Genomic DNA, 23,031 nt, shown 5'->3' with positions numbered 1-23,031 from the left:
GATGCCAGGCACCCGCGACCGGCGGACACGTCATCGGTCCGCCTCTCGCACATCCCTCCGGTACTCGTTCGTCGTGCCGTTCGTCGTTCCCGCGGTCCTCGCCACGGGAATCTGGGGCTACACGGCGGCCGGACTCGTCGACGAGCAGATCCAGTTGCGGGCCGAGTCGGACCGCGCCGACTCCGTCGCCGGGCCCGCGCGGACCGTGCTGTCCCGTCTCCAGGAGGAGCGCCGGCTGACGGCCGTGTGGCAGTCGAGCCGCGCCGGGTCGGACCGGTCGAAGCTGGACGCGGCGCGGGAGAAGACGGACGCCGCGGTCACGTCGTACCGCAAGGCGTCCATGTCCGCCCTCGACACCACCCGGCTGCGGAACCTGGCCGAGAAGCTCGACGCGGCGCTGGACGACCTCACGGACCGGCGTTCGGCGATCGACGACCGGGAACTCGACGGCGACGGCGCCTTCCAGTACTTCACCGGTGCCGCGCAGGCCGGGGTGAACCTGTTCGGCGCGGCCGTCAGCAGCGACGACGGAGGCCGCGCGCACTCGGCCGAGGCCACCACGGCGGTCGTCCGGCTGACCGAGATGCTCTCCCGCGAGGACGCGCTGATCTCCGGCGCGCTGCCCTCGCGCAAGCTGACCCCGCAGGCGCGCACCCGGTTCTCCCAGTACCTGGCGATCCAGCAGGAGATCCGCGCCGCGCTCGACGCCCGCGAGCTGCCCGCCGGGGGCGCCGCCTCCTACGGGGAGATCACCGACAGCCCGCAGTGGACCACCATCGGCGTCGTCGAGGACGCCATGGCCAACGGCGAGGGCACCACCCTGCCCCGGCAGGCACCGACCTGGCCCGGCGCCAGTGAGGGCGTCATCGGCGATCTGCAGGCGCTGGGCGCCGAGTCCGTGCGCGGTCTCGCCGACGCCGGTTCGGAACGCGCCGACGATCTGCTCCTCGCCACCCTGCTGGGTTCCGCCGCCACCCTGGCCGCGCTGACCGCCGGGGCACTGCTGGCCGCCCGCGGCCGGCGCTCCACGCTGCGCCGGATCACCGACCTCCAGCGCAGGACCGAGGAACTGTCGGACGTCTGGCTGCCGCAGCTGCTGGCCCGAATAGAGCGCGGCGAACGAATAGAACCCGAGTCCCTCGCCGCCGGCCGGCAGCCCTCGGCGGACGAGATGGAGCGGCTCGCCGGCGCCATCGAGCACCTGGGGCGGGTCGCCGCCGAGAGCGCGGTGCGCCAGAGCCTCGGCCGGGAGGGCTCCGAGAAGGTCTTCGCCCAGCTGATCCGCCGTACGCAGATCCTGATCCACCGTCTCATCTCGCTCCTGGACGACCTGGAGCGCAAGCACGAGGACTCCGACCTGCTGAAGGACATCTTCAAGGTCGACCACCTCGCCACCCGTGTCCGCCGGCACGCGGAGAACCTGGTGATCCTCTCCGGTTCGCCGCCCACCCGCCGGATGACCGCGCCCGTCTCCATCACCGACGTCATGCGCAGCGCGGTCGCGGAGACCGAGGCGTACACCCGCGTCAAGATCAAGAACCAGCCGGCCGACCGGCGGCTCGCCCTGACCGGGCGGGCCGTGTCGGACGTGACGCATCTGCTCGCCGAACTCATCGAGAACGGCACCAGCTTCTCGCCGCCGGACACCCAGGTGTTCGTCAGCGCCACCAAGGTCGCCAAGGGCCTGGCCATCCACGTCGAGGACCACGGCCTGGGTGTGCCGGAGGAGTTGCGGCACAAGGCGAACCACCTCCTCGCCCATCCGCCCAAGCTCGACATGACCGCCCTGGGCGAGGACCCGCGCCTCGGGCACTTCGTGGTGGCGCGGCTCGCCGAGCGCAACAACATCAAGGTGGAGCTGCGCGAGTCGGTGTACGGCGGCACCCTCGTCGTCGTCCTGCTGCCGGCGGACCTGCTGGAGGAGGTGGACTCGCCGGTCCTCGACCAGCTCACGTCGGCGGCCGCCGCGTCGGCCATGGCGCCGGTGTCGTCCGGCAGCGGCGAGCGGGCCGGACTCGGCGGAGGCGGGCGCGCCGTCTCCGAGGTGTCCGAGCCGCAGCCCGCCGGGGTGCTCGCGGGCGTGGGCGCCGGTGCCGTCTCCGGCGGCGCCGACCCGCTGGCGGCTCCCGGGAACCTGCTGACGGACACCCGGATGCCGGACTACAGCGGATTCCCCGACTACGGAGGCGCCGGTCTGCTGCCACCCGAGGCGGCGCCCCCGATGCCCCGTTCCGCGGGCACCACCGACTGGGCTCCCCCGCAGGGGCCCGCCCCGCACCACACCCCGCCGGCCGGGCAGACCACCGCGCCGCACACCACCATGACCAGTGGTGGCGGCACGGCCGGCACGGCACACCAGGGTCCGGGCGCCGGCCACGGCGGCGGATCCGAGTACGGTTCCGGCACCCGGATGAGCGCCGGAACGGAGTACGGGACCGGAAGCGGGCCCCAGTACGGAGGCGGAGGTGGTGCCGGGCTGGGGCCCGCCACCACGGGGCCGGGTGCCATGACCGGGCACTCCTCCCCCGCCGCGTCCGGCCGGGACACCTCCTCCGGGCCCCTGACCACGCCCCAGGTCCTGCCCCAGCGGACCCGGGGAGCGAGCCTCGCACAGCAGCTCCGCAAGGAAGCCGCGGACGGTCTGCGCGAAGGCGACACCGAGGCGGGCCTCTCCCCCGACGCCTCGGCCCGCGCCATGATCGCGATCCAGCAGGGGCTGAAGCGGGCCCGGCTCTCCGAGCCGGGCGCGCCGGACGGCATCGACGACCGGCAGGCACCACCGCGCGGCCCCGGCGCCACCTGACGGGCGCTTCCCCCGGCGCCCCACCCCCCGGCGCACCCCCCGATGGCGCCACCTGACCGGCGCTTCCCCTGGCGCCGACTAACTGTGAGGAACATTCAGCAATGACTGAGCAGGTACACCCCGGTCCCCAGCTGGACTGGCTCCTGGACGGACTCGTCGAGCGGATTCCGGAGATCCGCTGCGCCGTCGTGCTGTCCGGGGACGGCCTTCTCATCGGAAAGTCGAGGGACATCCGGCGTGACGACGCCGAGCACCTGTCCGCCGTCGGTTCCGGCATGCACAGCCTGGCCCGGGGCGTGGCGCGCCACTTCCACGGCGGCGAGGTGCAGCAGACCGTCATCCAGATGGAGCGGGCCTTCCTCTTCGTGACGGCCGCCGGCCGGGGCGCGCGGCTGGCCGCGATCGCCTCGGAGGAGGTGGACGTCGGCATGATGGCGTTCGAGATGGGAACTCTGGTCAAGCAGGTCGGCAAGTACCTGAGTGCCGCACCACGCGTGGAGACCCCGTCCGGTTACGTCCAGGATGCGTGAGCCTCGATGGCTCGACGATGAGCAGGCCGGACGTCATGTCCGGCCGTACGCCATCACCGGTGGCCGTACCCGCCACAGCAGACATCACTTCACGCTGATCACGCTGGTGGTCTCCCGGTTCACCCATGAGTCGGAGCAGGACCACTTAGAGCCGGAGGCCATGGCGATCCTCGCGCTGTGCCGCGACCGCGCCGTCGCGGTGGCCGAGATCGCGGGGACCCTGGACCTCCCGGTGAGCGTGGTCAAGGTGCTCTGTGGCGACCTCCTCAACGCCGAGCTGATCATTGTCCAGGCCCCGCCCGCGCTGACCGAGCAGCCGAGCGTGGATCTCATCGAAAGGGTGATGGATGGTATCCGTCAGCTCTGAGCCGATCCTTCCCACCGCCTTGAAGATCCTCATCGCGGGCGGTTTCGGCGTCGGCAAGACCACCATGGTGGGCTCGGTGAGCGAGGTGGCCCCGCTGGAGACCGAGGAGCGCATCACCGCGGCGAGCGTGGGCGTGGACGACCTCGCGGGCGTCGAGAGGAAGACCTCGACCACGGTCGCCATGGACTTCGGGCGCATCACCATCTCGCCCGAGCTGGTGCTCTACCTCTTCGGAACGCCGGGCCAGGACCGGTTCTGGTTCATGTGGGACGACCTGTCGACGGGCGCGCTGGGCGCCGTGGTCCTCGCCGACACCCGGCGGCTGGACGCGTCGTTCGCCTCGATCGACTTCTTCGAGTCCCGCGACATCCCGTTCGCCGTCGGCGTCAACTGCTTCGACGGCCGCCGGGAGGCGACCGCCGAGCAGGTCCGCCAGGCCCTCGACCTCGACCCGTCGACGCCGGTCGTCCTGTGCGACGTGCGGGAGCGCCAGTCCAGCAAGACGGTCCTGCTGGCGGTGCTCGAAGCGGCCCGCGCCCAGGCGGAGGCCAGGCTCACGGCAAGCGGACACCTCTGACGACCGGGTGCCGCTCAGGCACCCGACTCGACCGGCACAGGAGCAGGGTGGAAGGTCACGCCGTCGGAGGGGCGGGCTCGGCGGTTTCCCGGCCCTCCGACGGCAGTTCTGCCCAGACGACGCGACCGGACCGTTGTGGGGTCTCGCCGACCCCCCAGTCGCTGCTGAGCATGCCGACCAGCATGAGCCCGCGTCCGTTCTGGTCGTCGGGTCCCGGTCGGCGTCGGGCGGGCAGGGCGTGACCGCGGTTCTGGTCCTCGACCTCGATGCGGAGCCGCTGCCCGGTCAGGCGCAGCCGACACACGATCCACTCGCTGGTGGTGTGGGTCAGCGCGTTGGTGACGAGTTCTGAGGTGATGAGGAGGGCGTCCTCGCGGATGTCCGGAGCGACTTCCCACTCCCCGAGCAGTTCGCGGACCGTTCCGCGGGCCTCACCCGCCGACAGGGGAACCGCGGGCAGCCCGAACACGCCCGCTCTGTGCGGCTCGTAGGCCGCCTCGGTGGTGGGCGGACAGATGGCCGGAGGTAACCGGTCCGACGACTGGGGGAGGAGGGGCGGAGCCATCGCCGTATGCCTTTCGTGGGCTCGTCGCACCGTCAGTGGTGCCGGTGCCACGGCCGACCTCGCCCTGCACCGCGAAAGTCGTGCAACTCGCGTCGCGCAGCGCTGAGTTGCGGCCACATCTCCCCCAACCTGGCCGCTCAGCCCCAGCGTTCACCGAAGCCGTGGCGGTGGTCCCACTCTGGCATCCGTGAACAACACCTCGCAACCAGCAAGTTGAAATTTGCAATTCGCCGATCGCAGGAGGCCACCGTTCGAGCCAAGATCGTGCCAGACTGCGTCGACGAGGCGAGGAGGTGGGCGTGACCGCGGAGACCGACTGGGGCGGGGCCCCCTCCGTACTGCGCATGATCCTCGGCCGGCAGCTGGAGGAACTGCGCACCCGCGCCGGGCTCACGTTCGAGCAGGCCGGTGAGGCGATCGGGGTGAGCCACTCCACGATCCGCCGGATGGAGGCCGCCAAGGTCGCCAGGCTGCGCCTGCCGGACGTGGAGAAGCTGCTCCAGGTCTACGGGGTGAGCGACCGGCAGGAGATAGAGACCTTCCTCAAGTCGGTCCGCGAGGCCAACAAGCGCGGCTGGTGGCACACCTACCGGGACGTCCTGCCCGACTGGTTCGCCGCGTATCTGAGCCTGGAGCAGGCGGCGCTCCAGATCCGCGCGTACGAGGCGCAGTTCGTGCACGGGCTGCTGCAGACCGAGGCGTACGCGCGGGCCCTGCTGGGCGCCGGCAACCCGCACGCGGCGACCGAGGCGACGGAGCGCCGGGTGGCGCTGCGGATGCGCCGCCAGGAACTGCTCACCCGGGAGCAGCCGCCGCGGCTGTGGGTGATGATGGACGAGACGGTGCTCCGGTGGCCGGTGGGCGGACCGGACGTGATGCGCGCCCAGATCGACCATCTGATCGAGCTGAATCGGCTGCCGCATGTGACGGTGCAGCTGATGCCGTTCCGGAACGGCCCGCATCCGGCGATGCGGGCCGGGGCGTTCCACCTCTTCCGGTTCAAGGCCCCCGAATTGCCGGACATCGTCTATCTCAACGGTCTGGTGGGCGCGGTGTATCTCGACAAGGGGGACGACGTCGTCGTCTACCGCGAGGCCCTGGACCGGCTGGGCGCGCAGTCCGCGCCGCCCCGCAAGACCGAGGCCCTCCTCGGCGCCCTGCGCAAGGAGCTCTGACGTGCGTCACGACATGTCCCAGGAAGTGCGCCCCTCGATACGTGACCTTCGCGATGTACGCAACGGCGTGCCGGCCTGCGACCTCGGCGCCCACGACTGGCGCCGCCCCTGGAGCGACGACGCCGGCGGCGCCTGCGTGGAGGTGAAGAGTCCTCCTGTGAACTCCCTTGCTGCGAGGCTGTGTTGACGCACCATTTGCTGAACCGGGGTTCGGCGCACACCGGCTCCGGTCCTTGCCCACCGTGCACCTGGACGAAACGACCTGATGGGAGGGGCGGCGTTGCCCGACAACGGATGGCCGGCCGACCGGATCGACACCGAGCACGCGCACTCGGCACGCATCTACGACTACATCCTCGGCGGGAAGGACTACTACCCGGCCGACAAGGAGGCCGGTGACGCCATGGCGCGCGAGTGGCCGGCCCTGCCGGTCCATATGCGCGCCAACCGCGACTGGATGAACCGGGCGGTGCGCTGGCTCGCCGAGAAGGCCGGCATACGCCAGTTCCTCGACATCGGAACCGGCATCCCCACCTCACCCAACCTCCACGAGATCGCCCAGTCGGTGGCCCCCGGGTCGCGGGTGGTCTACGTGGACAACGACCCCATCGTCCTCACCCTGTCCCAGGGGTTGCTGTCCAGCACCCCCGAGGGCAGGACCGCGTACATCGAGGCCGACTTCCAGGACCCGGACGCCGTGCTCGGCTCCCCCGACTTCCTGGAGACCCTCGACCTCGGCGAGCCGGTCGCCCTCACCGTGATCGCGATCGTCCACTTCGTCCTGGACGAGGACGACGCGGTGGGCATCGTGCGCCGGCTCCTGGAACCCCTGCCCTCGGGCAGCTATCTCGCGATGACCATCGGCACCGCCGAGTTCGCGCCGGATGAGGTGGGCCGGGTCGCCCGTGAGTACGCGGCCCGCGACATGCCGATGCGGCTGCGCACGATCGACGAGGCCCATGAGTTCTTCGAGGGCCTGGAGCTCGTCGAGCCCGGCATCGTCCAGGTCCACAAGTGGCACCCGGACGGCACCGGGGAGCAGGACATCCGCGACGAGGACATCGCGATGTACGGGGCGATAGCCCGCAAGCCGTAGCCGCGTGCCGTGCCGACCGGCCGCCGTGCGCCCCAGGGGCACGCTGCGGCCGGATCCGGGCGCCGGCCCGGCGGGGGCCGGCGTCAGCCCGGCGAGCTGGGCAGCGTGGTGCCAGGTCAGCCCGGTGGGCTGGTCAGCGTGGTGCCGGGCCCGTGCTGCAGCGGACGATGAGTTCGACCGGGACGACCTGTTCGGTGTCCGCCGAGGGCTCCTCCGTGTCGGCCGCGTCGTCCAGCTGGGTCAGGAGCAGCCGCAGCGAGCGGGTGCCGATCTCGGAGTAGTCGGTGCGGATGGTCGTCAGCGGGGGCAGCAGATGCGCGGCCTCGGGGATGTCGTCGTAGCCGACCACGCTCACGTCGTCCGGGACGCGGCGGCCCGCCTCGTGCAGGGCCCGCAGCAGACCGAGGGCCATCTGGTCGTTGGAGACGAAGACGGCGGTGACGTCCGCTCTGTCCGCGAGCCGCCGCCCCAGCGCGTAGCCGGAGTCGGCGCTCCAGTCGCCGGCGAGCGGTGCGTGGACGGGGACGCCGGCCCGGATGAGGGTCTCGCGCCAGCTCGCGGCGCGCCGTTCGGCGGAGGTCCAGCCGGTGGGTCCCGCGATGTGCCAGACCGTGGAGTGGCCGAGGCCGAGCAGATGCTCGGTGGCCAGCCGCGCGCCGGCCCGGAAGTCCGACGACACCACGGGCGTGCCGTCGCCGAGACCGTTGTCCAGCATCACCAGCGGGGTGTCGGGGCGGGCACCGGCCAGCGCGGTCGCCACCGGGCGCTGGGGGGCGATGGCGATGATCCCGTCGGCGCCCTCGGCCGAGAGCCGGTCCACCGCCTGGACGACCGTGTCGCGGTCCGCCGTGTCCAGCGCGATGGAGCTGACCAGGTAGCCGGCGTCCTGGGCCGCCGTGTTGATCGCGGTGAGTGTGGAGGCGGGGCCGTAGCGGGCCGCGTCGAACGAGATCACGCCGAGCATGCGGGTGCGGCCGCTGGCGAGGGAGCGCGCGCTGCGGCTCGGGCGGTAGCCGAGGGTGCGCATCGCGGCGCGCACGGCCTCGCGGGTCTCGGGACGTACCGCCGGGTTGTCGTTGAGGACGCGGGAGACCGTCTGTTTGGAGACGCCGGCGAGCCGGGCCACGTCGTCCATCACCGGCCGGGAGCCGGCGAAGTTCCGTCTGCTGCGGCTGCCGGTGGGTCTGGGGCCGCCGGCCGCACCGGCGTCCCCGGCCGCGGTGCCGTCCGTGGTGCTTCGGGGCATGCGGCGCTTCCTTCTTCGACGGGGGGCGGGACGGCGTCCCGCCGGGGTTCTCAGAATAGGTGGGTGCGGCGCCCGGGGCGCCGGGGAGCCGAGGGGAGGCACGGGCGCGGACCCCTGCCTCCCGGCCTCGCGGTCAGGCCGCGCGTAACCGCAGGGTATGGACGGTGAGCCACTCCACCCGGTCGATCCGGGCCGGCAGCGGGGAGTCGCCGGCCCGGCCCGGGATGTACACCGGCGCCCCCGCGGGCAGCGGCAGGATCCGCAGCCTGAGGCCCGACGTCCGCGGGTCCCCTGCCGTCCGCAGCCGGTCCACGGCGAGGTCCCAGACGCGTCCGGAGAAGAACTGGTCGGCGACGAGCCGGTCCCCGACGTACGCGCGGCCGGTGTCGCCGGTCCAGTGGATCCGGAGCAGGGTGCCGGGCGGCAGATCGTCCGGCACGGGCACGTGGTACTCGGCGGCGACGGTGTCGTAGTGCTCGTCGGCCGGGGCACTGGCCCGCCCGAGCACACCGGTCGCGGTCGGCGGTGCCTCACCCGCCGGTCGCACCAGGACCACGGGCAGGGTCCGGCCCGCCTCGGCGTCGAGGCTGCCCGGGCCCTCGGTCGCCGCCGCGACCACGGTGAAGCGGGTGAACACCCCGTCCGCCGTCTCCTTCACCGTGCCCCCTGCCGTCACCGGCGGCGCGTGCGGCGCGGGCAGCACCGCGAACGACGGTTCCGGGGATGTGCTGTGCACCCGTACCTCGTCCCGGTGCGTGTCGAAGACGACGCCGCCGTCGCAGAGGACCAGCCGGTCGGCGCCCCAGGCGGGGCCCCGGTAGGCGGTACGGGCCGTCGCCGCGTCCAGGACGAGGAGGTCGACCCGGCGGCCGTCGGCGGTGTCCACCTCGACGAGGGCGTCGGTGCCGGGCCGCAACCCGGTGACGAGGAGGCGGTCCCCGACGGTGGTCAGGTCGCCGGAGGGCACCCGCACCGCCTTCACCGACCGGGTGTCCAGGGCGAGTTCGGGGGCGATGCCGTCGACGGCGGCCAGCACCAGCACCGGCCGACCGGGACCTGTGTCACCGCCGGGACCTGTGTCACCGCCGGCCCCGGCGCCCTCGCCGCTGCCCTCGACCACGCACACCACCTGCGCCGTGGCCCACTCCAGCCGCAGTCCGCCGAGGTCGAGCCGGAGCGGCCAGCAGAAGTACGCGCCCTGCGGGACGGTGACCGGCGTGGACGGCAGGGTGAGGGGCGGGGCGCCGGGGAAGTCGACCGTGAAGGAGACGTCCGTGTGGTCCGGCAGCGGCTCGTGCGGCTGGTGGTTGTTGACGAAGAGGAAGCCGGAGCGCCCGTCACCGCGCACCGCCCAGCGCAGGGTCTCCCGGTCGTCCTGTCCCGTCGGCCGCCGCTCGGGCAGGACCGACGTCATGGGGGCGATGCGCTGCCCGAAGTCGGCCAGCATCAGGTGCTGGAGGCGGAGTTCGTGGTAGGAGGGGCGGTACTGGCCGTACTCGCCGAGCGGGGCCTGGAAGTCATAGGTGAGCAGGGGCAGGTCGTTGGGGTAGCCGGTGGCGTGGGACTCCTGGAGGTACGTGGTGCTCCCCCGGGGGTTCGTTCCGCCGTGGAACATGTAGTAGCCCTGCCACACCGAGCCGCAACCGATCTTGGTGAGGCCCAGGGCGCCGATGTCGGCGGCGTCGACGCGCGGCCTGCGGTGGTAGGCGACGGCCATACCGCCGCCCAGCTCGCAGGTCGCCCAGGGGAACCGGTCGGCCAGCGCCTCCGGGTCGCCGCCCCGTACCGTCGTCGGGCGCAGGTCCGCGCCGATGCCCTCGTCGTCGCGCTGATGGGTGAAGAAGAAGTGCTTGCGGCAGGTGTCGGGCCAGCCGCCGTCGGCCTCGGTCCAGAAGGTCTCGGTGTAGCCGCCGTACAGGGGCAGCAGTTCGTCCTGGGGCAGCTGGACGCCGCCCCAGGCGGTCGACGTCCACAGCGGGGCGGCGAGTCCGGCCTCCTGGGCCGTCCGCTTCAGGGTCAGCAGATGGCCGGGCTGGTCGTACAGCTCGTTCTCGATCTGGATCGCGACGACGGGGCCGCCGTCGCCCCGGTCCAGCCCGCGGAGCTGCTCGGCGACGGCCGCGTACCAGCGGCGTACGGGCGCCAGGTACGCCGGGTCGTCGGTGCGGGGCGCGTCGGTGCGGGCCAGGACCCAGTCGGGCAGGCCCCCGCCCCGCACCTCCGCGTGCACCCAGGGGCCGATACGGGGGATGAGATCCAGGCCGTGGCGGGCGCAGAGTTCGGCGAAGCGCCGCAGGTCGCGGTCGCCGTCGAAGCGGAGGTCGCCCTCGGTCTCCTCGTGGTGGATCCAGATGACGTACGCGGCGACGACCGTCACCCCGCCCGCCTTCATCTTCAGCAGCTCCTCCTCCCACTCCCCGGCGGGGTAGCGGGTGAAGTGGAACTCACCGGAGACCGGGAACCAGGGGCGGCCACCGCGGGTGAGCCAGCGGCTGGTGACCTCGATCGGGTCGCTCGCCCCGGGGACGTCCGTGAAGGGGAGGTGGCCGCGCAGCGGGGGCGGGAGGTCCGCGGTCACCCGCAGGTGGTGGGGGGCCGTCATCAGGGCTTCACCGGCCCCAGATCGGGTGTGTCGGTGAAGTGCGCGCGGGCACCGGTGGTGGCGTTCAGCTCCAGCAGGACCAGCTCGTTGGCGCCGGACCGCAGGACGGGCGCGGGGACGTAGAGGGTGCGCTGCGGGCCCCGGTTCCAGTAGCGGCCGAGGTGGAAGCCGTTGACCCAGGCCTGGCCCTTGGTCCAGCCGGGCAGGGAGAGGAAGGTGTCGGCGGGGGCGTCCACGTCGAAGGTGCCGTGGTGGAAGGCGGGCACGGTGGCGGGGGCCGTCGCGTCGGCCGGGGCGAAGGGCACCGTGGACAGGTCGGTCAGGGGCAGCTGGTGGATGTCCCAGCCGTGCAGGGCGGTGCCGTTGAAGGTGACGGGGCCGAGCAGGCCCTTGGGGGCGCCGATGCGGGGCCCGTAGTTCACGCCGCCCATGTTCTCGACCAGCACCTCCAGGGTGGCGCCGGCGCGGGGGACGCGCAGCGGGAGGGTCTCGTCGTGGCGTTCGCGCTCCAGTACGCCGACGGGGGCGCCGTCCACGAACACCTGGGCACGGTCGCCGACCCCGCCGGTGAAGTGCAGCAGGCCGTCGCCCGCGGCGGGGAAGGCGCTCCGGTAGAGGACGTAGCCGGAGCGCTGGCCAAGCTCCTCCATGGTGACCGGGTCCTCGGTGCGGGTGACGGGCGCGCTGTGGGCGGTGGCCCACGGCAGCAGGGGCGCTCTGCGGTCCAGCTCGACGGTGACGCCGGAGAGCTTGGGCGAGGGGGCCGGGGCGGGCTCGTCCGGGACCGGGGCGTGGCGGGCGATCACCTCGCGGAAGGCGTGGTACTTGGGGCCGGGGTCGCCGGACTCGGTGAGGGCGGCGTCGTAGTCGTAGGAGGTGACGATCGGCGCGTAGCACTGGTCGTGGTTGGCGCCGTTGGTGAAGCCGAAGTTGGTGCCGCCGTGGAACATGTAGATGTTGACGGAGGCGCCCGCGGCGAGCAGCCGGTCGAGGTCGGCGGCGGCGTCGGCGCCGTCCCGGACGTGGTGCTCCTCGCCCCAGTGGTCGAACCAGCCGATCCAGAACTCCGAGCACATCAGCGGACCCTCGGGCTGGTGCTCGCGCAGCTTGCGCAGCGACTCCTCGATCCTGCCGCCGAAGGTGCCGGTGGACAGCACGCCGGGCAGGCTGCCCGCGGCCAGGTGGTGGGCGGAGCCCACCTGGTCGCAGGTGAACAGCAGCTCCTCGACGCCCCGGGTGCGCAGCGCGTTGTGCACGTGCTTGAGGTACGCGGTGTCGTCGCCGTACGCCCCGTACTCGTTCTCGACCTGGACGGCGATGACGGGTCCGCCGTTCGCGGCCATGTGCGGCAGCAGCGGGGGCAGCAGGATGTCGAGGTAGCGGTCGAGGGCGTCCGTGAAGCGGGGGTCGCTGGTGCGCAGCCGGATGTCGGGGTCCGTGGTGAGCCAGGAGGGCAGACCGCCGCCGTCCCACTCGGCGCAGATGTACGGGCCGGGCCGCAGCAGCACGTGCAGGCCCTCGGCGCGGGCGAGGCTCAGATAGCGGGGCAGGTCGAGGAGGCCGTCGAGGACGAGGGGGCTGTCGGGGTCGGGCTGGTGGAGGTTCCAGGGGACGTACGTCTCCACCGTGTTCAGGCCCATCAGCCGGGCCTTGCGCAGCCGGTCGGCCCACAGGTCGGGGTGGACGCGGAAGTAGTGCATCGCGCCGGAGATGATCCGGAACGGCTCACCGTTCAGGAGGAAACCGTCGGACGAGGTGGTGAGGGCGGGCGTACGCAAGGCTGATTCCTTTCGGACGTGCGGGTGACTCGGGGGCGGACTCGGCTCAGCGGGACGGGGCGGGGGCGCGGGTGGCGCGGATCAGCCACAGGGTGGCCAGCAGGCAAAGGGCCGAGACCCCGCACAGCAGCAGCGGCACGGCGCGGACGCCGGACCATTCGATGGCCTTGCCGAGCACGGGCCCGGCGGCCACTCCCCCGATCATGGAGGCGGCGATGACCAGCGCTCCTGCGCTGCGGGCCCGGGGAGCGGCCGCGTTCAGCCAGGGCAGGCCGGTGGGGAAGATCGGCGCCATGAAGAGGCCGACGCCGGCGTAGGCGAACGGGGCGAGCCAGGGGACGACGGCGAGGAGCAGACAGACGGTCATGCCCGCGCAGGAGACGGTGATGATCGTCTGCGGGGAGTAGCGCAGGGCGATCGGGACCACCAGGAAGCGGCCGACGGTCAGCATCAGCCAGTACACGGAGGTCGCGGTGGCGGCGACCCCGGCGCCGTAGCCGACGGTCTCCAGGTGAGTGGGCTCCCAGCCGCCGACGCCGGCCTCGATGCCCACGTGCAGGACGTAGAGGGCGACGAACACGCCGAGCACCGAGCCCAGGCTGCGGCTGAGGGCGGACCCGCCGTCCTGCGTGGTGCCCTCGTCCGGTGCCGCGGTCAGGGGCGCGCGGTCGCGTACGCCGCGCAGACACAGCAGCAGGGGCAGGTTGGCGGCGGCGAAGGCGAGGAAGACGGCCGGGTAGTGCTCGGCGCCGACCGCGCCGATCAGGGCGGGGCCGAGGATCGCGCCGATGCCGAAGTGGGCGTTGAGGATGTTCAGCATGGCCGTCGAACGTTTGCCGAAGCCGACGGCGAAGAGCTGGTTGAGGCCGTAGTCGACACCGCCGAAGCCGAGTCCGGCGAGCAGGGCGGCGGCGAGGCCGACGGGCCAGTTCGGGGCGAGCGCGAAGCCTGCCGCGCCGAGGGCCATCAGCAGGTACGAGGCGCCGAGGATGGTCCGGTTGCCCATCCGCCCGTAGAGCCGGTCGAAGAGCAGGACACCGGCGACACCGCCGATGAAGTGGGCGCTCAGCCCGAGCCCGGCGGCCGACGGGGACAGCCCGAACTCGTCGCGGAGGGCCGGGATGGCGGGCCCGTACAGCGCCTGGAGGGCACCGATGAGTACGAACCCCACACAGGAGGCGACCACGGCGGCGGGGCTGAACACCCGCGCCTCCTCGGCGGCTTGCGGGTGGTTCACAGCGGATGCGGTCGGTACGTCGGACACGCGGGCACTCCACCTCTCCATGGCTGGGGACCCTCGCAGTGTTACCGGTAACATCACCTCCGTCAAGACGACGATGCGCCTATCGCCGTGGTGTCGCCGTGGTGGGGGGCGGGGGGCGCGGAACGCCGTCGGCGAGAACGGGGGCGGGATCGGCGGGACGCCGACGCGCACGCACGCCCCCTCCTCCCCCAAGGGCGATGTCGCCGACGAGGGCCGCCGTTGACTACAGGTGATGCCCGTCGGCCGGGGGCCGGCGGGCATCAACGCGTACGGCCCGCGTGGGCGGCGGCGCGTACGGCTCAGGGTGGGCAGTGTCGGCGCCTGCCGACCCGGCGGGGCCTGCGCGGCGCACTGCGCCGGGGATGGGGAGGGCGCTCGCGCGGGCCGGGATCCCGCCCGGCACCGGGTGCTCGGCCGTGGCGAGCGGTACCCAGCCGGGGCCGGGCGGTGCTCGGCCCGAGTCGGGAGAGATGCCCGGCCGGGGGCGGCCTCAGGCGGAGCCGGGGTTTCGGCGGGCCTCGTCGGTTATCTGGCGGCCTGAGTCGCGGGCCTGGTCGGTGACCTGGGTGGCCTGGTCGCGGGCCTCGTCCTGCGTGGTGCGGGCGGCCTCCGCGGCCGTGTCCTTGACCTCCTGTGCCGCGCTCTGGACGGACTCCTTGGCACCCTCCTTCAGGTTCTGCGCGGAGTCGAGCGCGGCCTGCTTCACCGGCTCCAGCGCTTCGCCGCCCTGCTGCATCAGGTCGCCGGCCTTCTCCCGCTCCAGCTCGGACGCGGGCACCATCGACGCCGCCAGCATGCCGACCCCGAAGGCGATCAGCCCGGCGGCCAGCGGGTTCCCCTGCGTCTGGCGCATGGCCTGCTCCGGAGCCTGCCGTACGGTCTCACCGGCCTGGTCGGCCGCCTGGCGGGCGGTGTCGACCGCCTGCCGGCCGCCCTCCTGCAACGATCCGGCCATCGACTGCGCACCACCGCCGGCCTGGTGCACGGCCTGGGAGGCGGATCCCATGACCCGTTCCCGCATGCCCGAGACGGCGCCCCGCATCCTGCGCGTGCGGCGACGGGCGATCTTCCGAGGGCTGGCGCGGTCCGCGAGCCGGTTCACATCGGCGGACAGCCGCTCCCTCGTGGCCGTGATCTCGGCCCTCATCTGGTCGGGTGACGTGCCCATTGCGCATCCTCCTTCAGGGTCTCGACCGTGCGCTCGGGCTTCGGCGACACGGTACGCATACGGGTGCGGCCCAGCTGGTACAGCACCGCCGCGACCACGGCCCACACCGCGGTGACGATCAGTGCGGCCCAGCCGCCGTCCATCACGTTGGACAGGCCCAGCAGCGCGGCCAGGGACAGGAACAGCAGGACCATGTAGCCGGCGAACCCGGCGCCGCCGTACATGCCGGCCGCCTTGCCCGCCTTGGTCGCCTCCTGCTTGACCTCGGTCCTGGCCAGTTCGACCTCCTGCCGGAACAGCGTCTGGACGTCGGAGGTCACGGTGGACAGCAGCTCGCCCACCGAGGCGTCCTCATGGGTTTCGACGGGGCGGGAGTGGATCGTGGCCATCTCACACCCCCGGATGGGCACGGGCCGCCGCACCGCCGGGTGGCATACCGACGGACGGCTGCGGCTCGGGCACGGGGGCGGACGGCAGCGCCGTGGGACGCCCCTCATCCGTCGCCGTGGCCTGCCGGCCCCGCCCGGAGGAGCCGTCGGCCCCCGACGCCGCCTTCACCAGCCGCCCGACGACCAGCCCCGCCAGCAGCGCGCCGCCCAGGAACATGCCGGGGCGCCTGCGGGCGAAGTCCTGCACGTCGGTGAGGACGCCGTCCGCGCCCGCTCTGTCCAGATAGTCGGCCGCCCGGTGCCCCCGGTCGGCCGCCTGCGCGGCGAAACCACGGGCCGGGGAGTCGCTCTGCGCGTTCTCCGCCATCCCCGCCAGGTCGTCCGCCCAGTGGCGCACCGAGTCGGCGGCCCGGTGCGCCTGTTCGTCGACCTCGTCCATCGCGCGGCTCCGCAGATCACGGACGACCGCGCCGGCCTGTTGACGCGCTTCCCCCACCACGGCACCAGCCTGGTCCACGGCGGTTCCCCCGACCTGTCCCGCGGCCTGCTTGGCGCGGTCGGCGGTGGCCGACGCCTCGGCCCGGGCCGTCTCACCGGTCTGCCGCAACCTCGTCGAGTTGCCCTGTTCTGCCTCGCTCATCAGCCACTCCTCCTCACACGGTCACATGACTGCGCACCAGTTGTTCGGGTCGGTCATGTAGGCGAGTGACTGTTTTGTTGGCGTTCACACACCTTGATACGGATTTATCGGGTCCGTCGGGTTTCGTCCGCCCGTGGATCAAGGGGGCGGGCTCAGCAGACGTTCTGGGTGCTGTTCACCAGCCGGTTGTTCCGGAACGTGGTGTTCTCGCCGCAGGGGCTCTCCCGGATGGACGAGTTGGTGACCGTGAGGTTCTGCACGACGATGTCGCGGTTGTCAGGGAACTCCGAGCGGGCCGCGAGCCGGATCTCGCCCCCGCCGGAGACCGTGCCGCTCTGGGCCGCGAGGTTCACGTTGGAGCAGTTCTCGATCAGGATGGCGTTGTTGCCGGTGTTGGTGAGGCTCAGGCGGTCGATGACGGCGCCGCCGCTCTCCGAGACACAGAAGACGCCACGTCCGCCGCCGCGGGCCACGACCTCGCCGACGCGGATGTTCGTCGGGTACGAGTTGCCGACGCGGCCGTTGCGGTTCGCCATGCGGAAGGCCGCGTAGCCGGTGCCGGCGCCCGCGCCGTCCGCGTCGACCTTGGTGACCGTGGCGTTGATGGTCTGGTTGAGCAGCAGGCCGGACTCGCCGACATTGCGGGCGGTCACCGTGCCCACGGTGAGGCCGTCGACGCCGTAGGTCTCCACGGCGTGGCTGCTCGCCCCGGAGACGTACACGTTGTCGATCCGCACGTTGCGGGTCCACTGGCTGGTGTCGCCCCGGTTGTCGACGCGGACGCCGAGGCCGCGCGACAGCCGCATGTCCAGCCGGCCGAGGACGACGTTCTGGACGTTGCGCAGGAAGACGCCGTACAGGGGGGTGCCGGTGAGGTTGAGGTGCTGGACCTCGATGTCGCGGGTGCCGCGGGAGTAGATCGGGGCCTGGTCGCCGGAGCCGGTACCGGTGACGTCGATCGTGCCGCAGACGTCGAGCACGGTGTAGCTGGGCAGCGAGATCCGGGACCCGGCGCCGATGGAGCCGGATCCGCGGACCACGACCCGCTCCTTCGAGGTCCGGCCCGGGGTCAGGCTGTTCACGGCGGCCTGGACCGCGGCCCGCATGTCGGTACCGGTGTACGTGACACCGCCGCCGCGCCGGGCGGTCCAGGTGCCGCCGCTGAGCACGGCCTCCGCCTGGTACGAGCCCTCGCCGCACGCCGCCGCGACGGCGGCCGGGACCGCGGGGACCTCGGCGGCGGGGCGTTCGGGGGCCGCGCTCGCGGGAGCCGTGAGCGCGGCGGCCCCGGTGAGCAGGGCGACGGCGCAGGCCATGGTGACGAGGGGCCGTGCGCGGTGGCTGGGGCGGGGGGAACGAGTGGGGCGGGGGGAATGGGTGGGGCGGGGGGAATGGGTGGGGCGGGGGGAATGGGTGGCGCGGGTTGCGGCAGTGCGTCCCATCTCGGCCTCTCCTGTGGGGGGATAGGAGGTCCGCCGGTCGCCGCCCCGCGCGGCCCGGCGCCCCTCGTCGAACCCGGTTCGACCGGGCCGGGGCGCGGGCGAAGGGCCGATGACCTGGACAGGCCGGGGGGCGGGCAGCTCAGGACGGCTCAGTGCGGTACGACGGTGGGGCGGCGGACCGTTCGTGTGGCGGGCCGCGAGTGTGGCAAGCGCTTTCCGTCACCGTCAAGAGGCGGGGGCGAACCGCGCCACGGCAGGTGTCCCCCTCGCCGCGCCTTCCGCCGCGGGCCCAGCAGGCATCGCTTCGCCGCGCCTTCCGCCGCGGGCCCAGCAGGCATCGCTTCGCCGCCCATCCGCCCGGCGCCCCCTCAGGCGTCCGTGCCCTCGCGGGTCAGCGGGGGTTCCTCGGGGGTCGGCAGGGCGGGGCCGAAGAGGACCGCGCGGGCCACCTCCGGGGCGAACAGGGCGCTCAGCGGCTCCTTGAGCGTGAGGGCGGAGCGGAAGGCGCGGCCCACGACGGGGTCGCCCGGCGTGCGCTCCTGGACCCGGCGCAGATACCACCCGGCGACCCGGTCGGCGGGCCGCACCACGGCGGCGTTGCCGATCGCCCCGGGCATCTTCTTGTCCGCCCCGGCCGAGATGTCCCAGGCCTGCCGGGACGCGGCGAGCAACGCCTTCTGCACTCTGCGTGTGGTGGGCGTACGGCGCGGGTCCGCCAGGGCGTCGCGCAGCGCCACGGCGCCCAGCGCGGCCACGGCCATGCCCTGCCCGTAGACGGGGTTGAACGTGCACAGCGCGTCGCCGGTCGCGAGGAATCCGGCGGGGCGGCGGCCGGGCAGATCGTAGCGGCGCCGTACGTTGGCGGTCCGCCGGAAGCCGGAGACCGGCGAGAGCGGCTCGGCACCGCGCAGCCAGCGGTGCACCACCGGATGCGGCAACCGCTTGGCGTACGTCTCGAACTCCTCCTCGTCGGTGGGCGGTTCGTCGCCGCGCAGCCCGGAGAAGGTCGCCAGATGGGTGCCGTCCTCCAGGGGCAGCACGACGACACCGTAGGGCTGGGCCGGGTTGGGGACGACGTAGAACCCGAGCGCCTCGGCGGTCGCGTCGACGCCCAGCGTCCCGGTGGTGTCGCGGTAGACGCGGGAGGCGTACGCGAGGCCGGTGTCGATGGTCTCCTCGTGCGGCGCCTCCGCCCCGATGGCGGTGAGCCAGCGCGGCGCCCTGGTCCCGCGCCCGGACGCGTCGACGACCAGATCGGCCGTCAGTTCCCGCTGCTCGCCCCGCCTGTCCCGCTGTTCGCCCCGCGCGTCCCCCTGTTCGCCCCGCGTGCCGTCGCCGCGCTCGCGCAGCAGCACGCCGCGTACGCGGGAGGCGTCGCCGAGCAGTCCCACGGTCTCGGTTCCCTCGACGAGGGTGACGGCGGGGTTGGCCAGCACCCGGTCCCGGATCAGCCGCTCGATCTGCGCCCGCGAACCGGTATGGATGTGGGTGGAGGCGGGCACCCGCCGGAACCAGCGGCCGCTCTGCCACTGCACGATGTCCTCCGGCATCCCCACGCGCGGCGCTCCCGCCGCCCGCAGCTCCTCCATGAACCCCGGCAGCAGTGCCTCCAGCGCGAGTTGACCGCCCTCCAGCAGCACGTGGGGGTGCCGGCTCTGCGGTACGCCGGGCCGGGGCGCCGCACCGCCCGGGGCGCCCCCGGCGGGGTTGGTGGCGTCGACGGGGAAGCGGTCGCGTTCCACGATCGTCACCCGCTCCGCGTGCCCGGCGAGGACATGCGCGGCGAGCAGTCCCGCGAGGCTGCCCCCGACGACGACCACGTGCCGACCGGCCGAGCCCCCCGATTCCGCTGCTCCCCAACGGCTGCCTGCCCGAACCGAGTTCACCGAACGCGCTCCCTTTGCCCCGGATACCTTGCGACCTGACACCAGTATCACCGCGCCCGGCGAACCGCCCTCCGGCGCACCGGCGCGGACCACCGCCCATCGCCACCCCTCGCGTGTAACTCTGGGTAACTCGCGGGGCGACGTATCGTCAGGGGGTCACAGAAGATACGAGATACGAGATACAAGGGGGGCCTCATTGGCACTGGAGCCGGTGTGGTTCGCGGTTCTGGGGCCGGTCCGGGTGCGGCGGGCCGGGGTGGAACTGGCGCCGGGGCGTCCGCAGGAACAGGCGCTGCTGGCACTGCTCCTGGCACGGGCGGGGCGACCGGTGGCGACGGCCGAGATCGTCGACGTGCTGTGGGGGCGGCGCCCACCGGACAGTGCCATCAATGTGATACGCCGTCATGTCGGCTCGCTGCGACGGTGGTTGGAGCCAGAGCTGCCCAACCGCGCCGTCGGGCGGTGGCTCGTGCGCGACGCGGGCGGGTACCGGCTCCTGGTCGGCGACGGGTGTCTGGACCTGCTCCGCTTCCGTCGGCTGTGTGACGAGGCGCGGCGGACCGCCGCCGACCCGGCCGCGGCGCCCGCACGGGCCGTGGACATCCTCAGCGAAGCCCTGGAACTGTGGCGCGGGCCGGTCGGCGCCGGTCTCCCTGCCGACGTCCGGGAGCGGGCCGGGTTCGCCCAACTCGACCGCGAGCGCCTGGCGGCCGTACGGGAGGCGGCCGACGCAGCCCTGCGCGCCGGTACGCCCGGGGCGGTGCTGCCCGCCCTCCAGGAGGCCGCGTTCGGCGACCCGCTGGACGAACCGCTGCTGGCCCGGCTCATCCTCACCCTGGCGGCCACCGGCCGCACGGCCGAGGCGCTGAGCACCTACCGGGCCGCCCGCGCGCGACTGGCCGACGAGCTGGGGATCGACCCCGGCCGGGAGCTGCGGGAGGCGCACCGGACCGTACTGCGGGAGACGGCGCCCCGGGACACCGACGCCTCGCCGGGGCTTGCCGATCCAACCCCTCCCCCTACCTCTGGCCCTGCCCCTGCCCCCGCCCCTTCCCCGAGTCGAGCCCCCGGCCCGAGCGAGACCGCCACAGCCGGCGGGGCCGCCACACTCAACGGGACCGGCACACCCAGCGGGACCGCAGCACCGGCACCCGCACCGGGACATGCGCCCGCACCCGCGCCCGCGCCCGCGCCCGCAGCCACACCGGTCCCGGCCCAACTCCCCCACGACCTCCCGACATTCACCGGCCGTCGGGCGGAGCTGGAGCAGGTGCTGGCCCTGTTGGACACCGCCACCGGCTCACCCGGTCCCGCCGCCTCGTCCACCGGCCCCGGCACCGTCGTCATCAGCGCGATCGGGGGTATGGCCGGCATCGGCAAGACCACGCTGGCCGTGCACTGGGCACACCGGGTCGCCGACCGTTTTCCGGACGGGCAGCTGTACGTCAACCTGCGGGGGTTCGCCTCCTCGGGCGCGGTGATGGGCGCGGACGAGGCGGTGCGGGTGTTCCTCGACGCGCTGGGCGTACCGCCGGAGCGGGTCCCGCACGGCGTGGACGCCCGGGCCGCGCTGTACCGCAGCCTGCTGGCCGGGCGGCGGTTCCTGGTCCTGTTGGACAACGCGCGCGACACCGAGCAGGTACGGCCGCTGCTGCCGGGGGCGCCCGGGTGCCTGGCCATCGTCACCAGCCGCAACCAGCTGACCGGGCTGGTGTCCGCGCACGGCGCCCACGCGCTGACGCTGCGTCCGCTGGACGGCGAACAGGCGCGGGCGTTCCTCGAACGGCGGCTGGGTGCCGCACGGCTCACGGGCGAGTCGCGGGCGGTGGCCGAGATCGCCGCGCTGTGCGCGGGGCTGCCGCTGGCCCTGGCGTGTGTGGCGGCCCGGGCGGCCGCGCATCCGGGTTTCGCGCTGTCGGCGATCGCGGCCGAGCTGCGGGAGGCGCACGGCAGCCTCGACGCGTTCAGCCGGAGCGACGCGTCCGCGAACGTGGGCGCGGTGTTCTCCTGGTCCCTGAGTGCCGTCTCCCCCGAGGCGGCCCGCCTCTTCCCGCTCCTCGGCCTGCACCCCGGTCCGCACTTCTCGGCGGCGGCGACGGCCGCGTTGTCCGGGCTTCCGCCGCGCGTCGCCCGGTCGCTGCTGACCGAACTCGCCGACGTCCACCTGGTCCACGAGCACGCCCCCGGTCGCTACACCCTCCACGACCTCCTCCGCGCCCACGCGACCGAGCTCCTGCGGGAAGCCGCACCCGAGCCGGCCGGCGAGACCCCCGCCGAGAACGACGCAGCAGCGGAGCGCGAGACGACCGCGGAGCGCGCGGCGGCCGTGACGCCCGGGACTGCCTCCGGGCACGAATCCGCCGCCGCGCACGAACCCGCCATCGGACACGAGGCAACCGCCGGACACGAGGCAACCGCCGGACGCGAGGCAACCGTCGGATACGAGGCAGCCGCCGGAGACCAGGCAACCGTCGGTCACCAGGCACCCACCGGATACGACCCAGCCGTCGAGCGGCTGTACGCGTACCACCTGCACGCCGCCCACGCCGGGCAGCGGCTGCTCGCCCCGCAGGAGGATCCGTTGGCGCCGGGGCCGGTGCCGGCGGGCGTGCCGGTCGAGTCGTTCCGCGATCACGAGCAGGCCCTGGCATGGCTGACGACCGAGTACCCGGTGCTGTTGGCCGTGGTCGAGGCGGCGGCCCGCTCCGGCCGGGACCGGCTCGCGTGTCTGCTGGCCTGGGCGCTGGAGCCGTACTTCGACCGGCGGGGCCACTGGCACGACTGGGCGGCCGCCCAGCGGACCGCGCTCGACGCCGCCCTCCGGCTGGGCGAGCCCCAGTGGGAGGCCAGGGGACTGCGCGCGCTGGCCCGGGCCGAGGGGCGGCTCGGTCTGCACCAGTCGGCCAGGCCCCGCCTCGACCGCGCCCTGGAACTCTTCACCGGGCTGGGCGACGACATCGGGCGGGCCGACACCCACCGCAGTCTCGGCTGGACCTGCGACCAGGAGGGCGACCTGCCCGGCGCGCTGCGCCACAACCGGCTCGCCCTGGAACTGTTCCGGGACAGCGGCCGCCCGGCCGCGCACGCCAGCGTCCTCAACTCGGTCGGCTGGTACCACGCGCTGCTGGGCGAGTACCGGGAGGCGCTGAGCCACTGCTTCCAGGCCCTGCCCCTGCTCCAGGACCTCGGCGACCGCTACGGCCAGGCCGCCACCTGGCACAGCATCGCCTACGCCCACCACCACCTCGGCCGTCACCGGCAGGCCCTCCTCGGCTACGGCAACGCGCTCGGCTTCTACCAGGAACTGGGCGTGCCCTACCTGGAGGCGAGCACCCTCGTCCATATCGGCGACACCCGTCGCGCGATGAGCGACCACGACGCCGCCCACGAGGCGTACCAGCAGGCGCTCACCATCCTCATCACCCTCGGCCATCCCGACGCCGACGACGTCAGGGCCCTGCTCGCGGAGAGTGACCGATGTGTGTGACCGGCGGGGGCCCGTT

Annotated in this window: 17 protein-coding genes; 7 read left to right on the top strand and 10 right to left on the bottom strand. The window is 73.5% G+C overall.

Annotated features, from left to right (window positions below; genetic code table 11):
- Positions 1-73: 73 nt before the first annotated feature.
- From ACZ4Z2_RS07470 to ACZ4Z2_RS07455, 4 genes are all read left to right on the top strand, one after another.
- A complete protein-coding gene (locus tag ACZ4Z2_RS07470) occupies positions 74-2,803 on the top strand; it encodes a sensor histidine kinase (protein ID WP_468073342.1) in 2,730 nt (909 codons plus the stop codon).
- A 101-nt stretch (positions 2,804-2,904) separates the two neighbouring features.
- On the top strand, positions 2,905-3,333 hold the full coding sequence (locus tag ACZ4Z2_RS07465) for a roadblock/LC7 domain-containing protein (RefSeq protein WP_468073340.1): 429 nt from the start codon (positions 2,905-2,907) through the stop codon (positions 3,331-3,333).
- Positions 3,326-3,700, top strand: a complete 375-nt coding sequence (locus ACZ4Z2_RS07460; RefSeq protein ID WP_468073338.1) for a DUF742 domain-containing protein — start codon at positions 3,326-3,328, stop codon at positions 3,698-3,700. The genes ACZ4Z2_RS07465 and ACZ4Z2_RS07460 overlap by 8 nt, the downstream gene beginning before the upstream one ends.
- Complete coding sequence (locus ACZ4Z2_RS07455) at positions 3,681-4,277, top strand: GTP-binding protein (RefSeq protein ID WP_468073336.1); 597 nt, start codon at positions 3,681-3,683, stop codon at positions 4,275-4,277. The genes ACZ4Z2_RS07460 and ACZ4Z2_RS07455 overlap by 20 nt, the downstream gene beginning before the upstream one ends.
- A gap of 55 nt (positions 4,278-4,332) precedes the next feature.
- Here the strand turns inward: ACZ4Z2_RS07455 and ACZ4Z2_RS07450 are convergent, their stop codons facing one another.
- Positions 4,333-4,842, bottom strand: a complete 510-nt coding sequence (locus tag ACZ4Z2_RS07450) for an ATP-binding protein (protein ID WP_468073334.1) — start codon at positions 4,840-4,842, stop codon at positions 4,333-4,335.
- A gap of 299 nt (positions 4,843-5,141) precedes the next feature.
- Between ACZ4Z2_RS07450 and ACZ4Z2_RS07445 the strand changes: the two genes are divergently transcribed.
- Positions 5,142-6,017, top strand: a complete 876-nt coding sequence (locus ACZ4Z2_RS07445) for a helix-turn-helix domain-containing protein (protein ID WP_468073332.1) — start codon at positions 5,142-5,144, stop codon at positions 6,015-6,017.
- Between the two features lie 280 nt (positions 6,018-6,297).
- Complete coding sequence (locus ACZ4Z2_RS07440) at positions 6,298-7,113, top strand: SAM-dependent methyltransferase (protein ID WP_468073330.1); 816 nt, start codon at positions 6,298-6,300, stop codon at positions 7,111-7,113.
- A gap of 133 nt (positions 7,114-7,246) precedes the next feature.
- Here ACZ4Z2_RS07440 and ACZ4Z2_RS07435 read toward each other — a convergent pair whose 3' ends face one another.
- The 9 genes from ACZ4Z2_RS07435 to ACZ4Z2_RS07395 all read right to left on the bottom strand — a co-directional run bounded on the left by ACZ4Z2_RS07435 (position 7,247) and on the right by ACZ4Z2_RS07395 (position 19,462).
- On the bottom strand, positions 7,247-8,359 hold the full coding sequence (locus ACZ4Z2_RS07435) for a LacI family DNA-binding transcriptional regulator (RefSeq protein WP_468073328.1): 1,113 nt from the start codon (positions 8,357-8,359) through the stop codon (positions 7,247-7,249).
- Between the two features lie 133 nt (positions 8,360-8,492).
- Complete coding sequence (locus tag ACZ4Z2_RS07430) at positions 8,493-10,961, bottom strand: beta-galactosidase (RefSeq protein ID WP_468073326.1); 2,469 nt, start codon at positions 10,959-10,961, stop codon at positions 8,493-8,495.
- Positions 10,961-12,739, bottom strand: a complete 1,779-nt coding sequence (locus ACZ4Z2_RS07425; protein WP_468073325.1) for a glycoside hydrolase family 35 protein — start codon at positions 12,737-12,739, stop codon at positions 10,961-10,963. The genes ACZ4Z2_RS07430 and ACZ4Z2_RS07425 overlap by 1 nt, the downstream gene beginning before the upstream one ends.
- Positions 12,740-12,785: 46 nt before the next feature.
- The gene (locus ACZ4Z2_RS07420) at positions 12,786-13,943 is read right to left on the bottom strand and encodes an MFS transporter (protein ID WP_468073370.1); all 1,158 of its coding nucleotides are present in this window, start codon (positions 13,941-13,943) and stop codon (positions 12,786-12,788) included.
- Between the two features lie 550 nt (positions 13,944-14,493).
- A complete protein-coding gene (locus ACZ4Z2_RS07415; protein WP_468073323.1) occupies positions 14,494-15,171 on the bottom strand; it encodes a DUF3618 domain-containing protein in 678 nt (225 codons plus the stop codon).
- Entirely contained in the window at positions 15,147-15,560 is a 414-nt protein-coding gene (locus ACZ4Z2_RS07410; RefSeq protein ID WP_468073321.1) for a phage holin family protein, read from the bottom strand. Before ACZ4Z2_RS07410 ends, ACZ4Z2_RS07415 begins: the two co-directional genes overlap by 25 nt.
- 1 nt (position 15,561) lies before the next feature.
- Positions 15,562-16,200, bottom strand: coding sequence for a hypothetical protein (locus tag ACZ4Z2_RS07405; RefSeq protein WP_468073319.1), 639 nt, complete (start codon positions 16,198-16,200; stop codon positions 15,562-15,564).
- 152 nt (positions 16,201-16,352) lie between these two features.
- Positions 16,353-17,516 carry a hypothetical protein gene (locus ACZ4Z2_RS07400; protein WP_468073317.1) on the bottom strand — a complete coding sequence of 388 codons (1,164 nt, stop codon included), beginning with the start codon at positions 17,514-17,516 and terminating at the stop codon, positions 16,353-16,355.
- Positions 17,517-18,010: 494 nt separating this feature from the next.
- Complete coding sequence (locus tag ACZ4Z2_RS07395; protein WP_468073315.1) at positions 18,011-19,462, bottom strand: FAD-dependent oxidoreductase; 1,452 nt, start codon at positions 19,460-19,462, stop codon at positions 18,011-18,013.
- A gap of 262 nt (positions 19,463-19,724) precedes the next feature.
- Between ACZ4Z2_RS07395 and ACZ4Z2_RS07390 the strand changes: the two genes are divergently transcribed.
- On the top strand, positions 19,725-23,015 hold the full coding sequence (locus ACZ4Z2_RS07390) for an AfsR/SARP family transcriptional regulator (protein WP_468073313.1): 3,291 nt from the start codon (positions 19,725-19,727) through the stop codon (positions 23,013-23,015).
- Positions 23,016-23,031 lie beyond the last annotated feature (16 nt).

The sequence above is a fragment of the Streptomyces sp. NPDC030183 genome (assembly GCF_055573455.1).
This window is presented reverse-complemented; position numbering and strand designations above follow the sequence as displayed.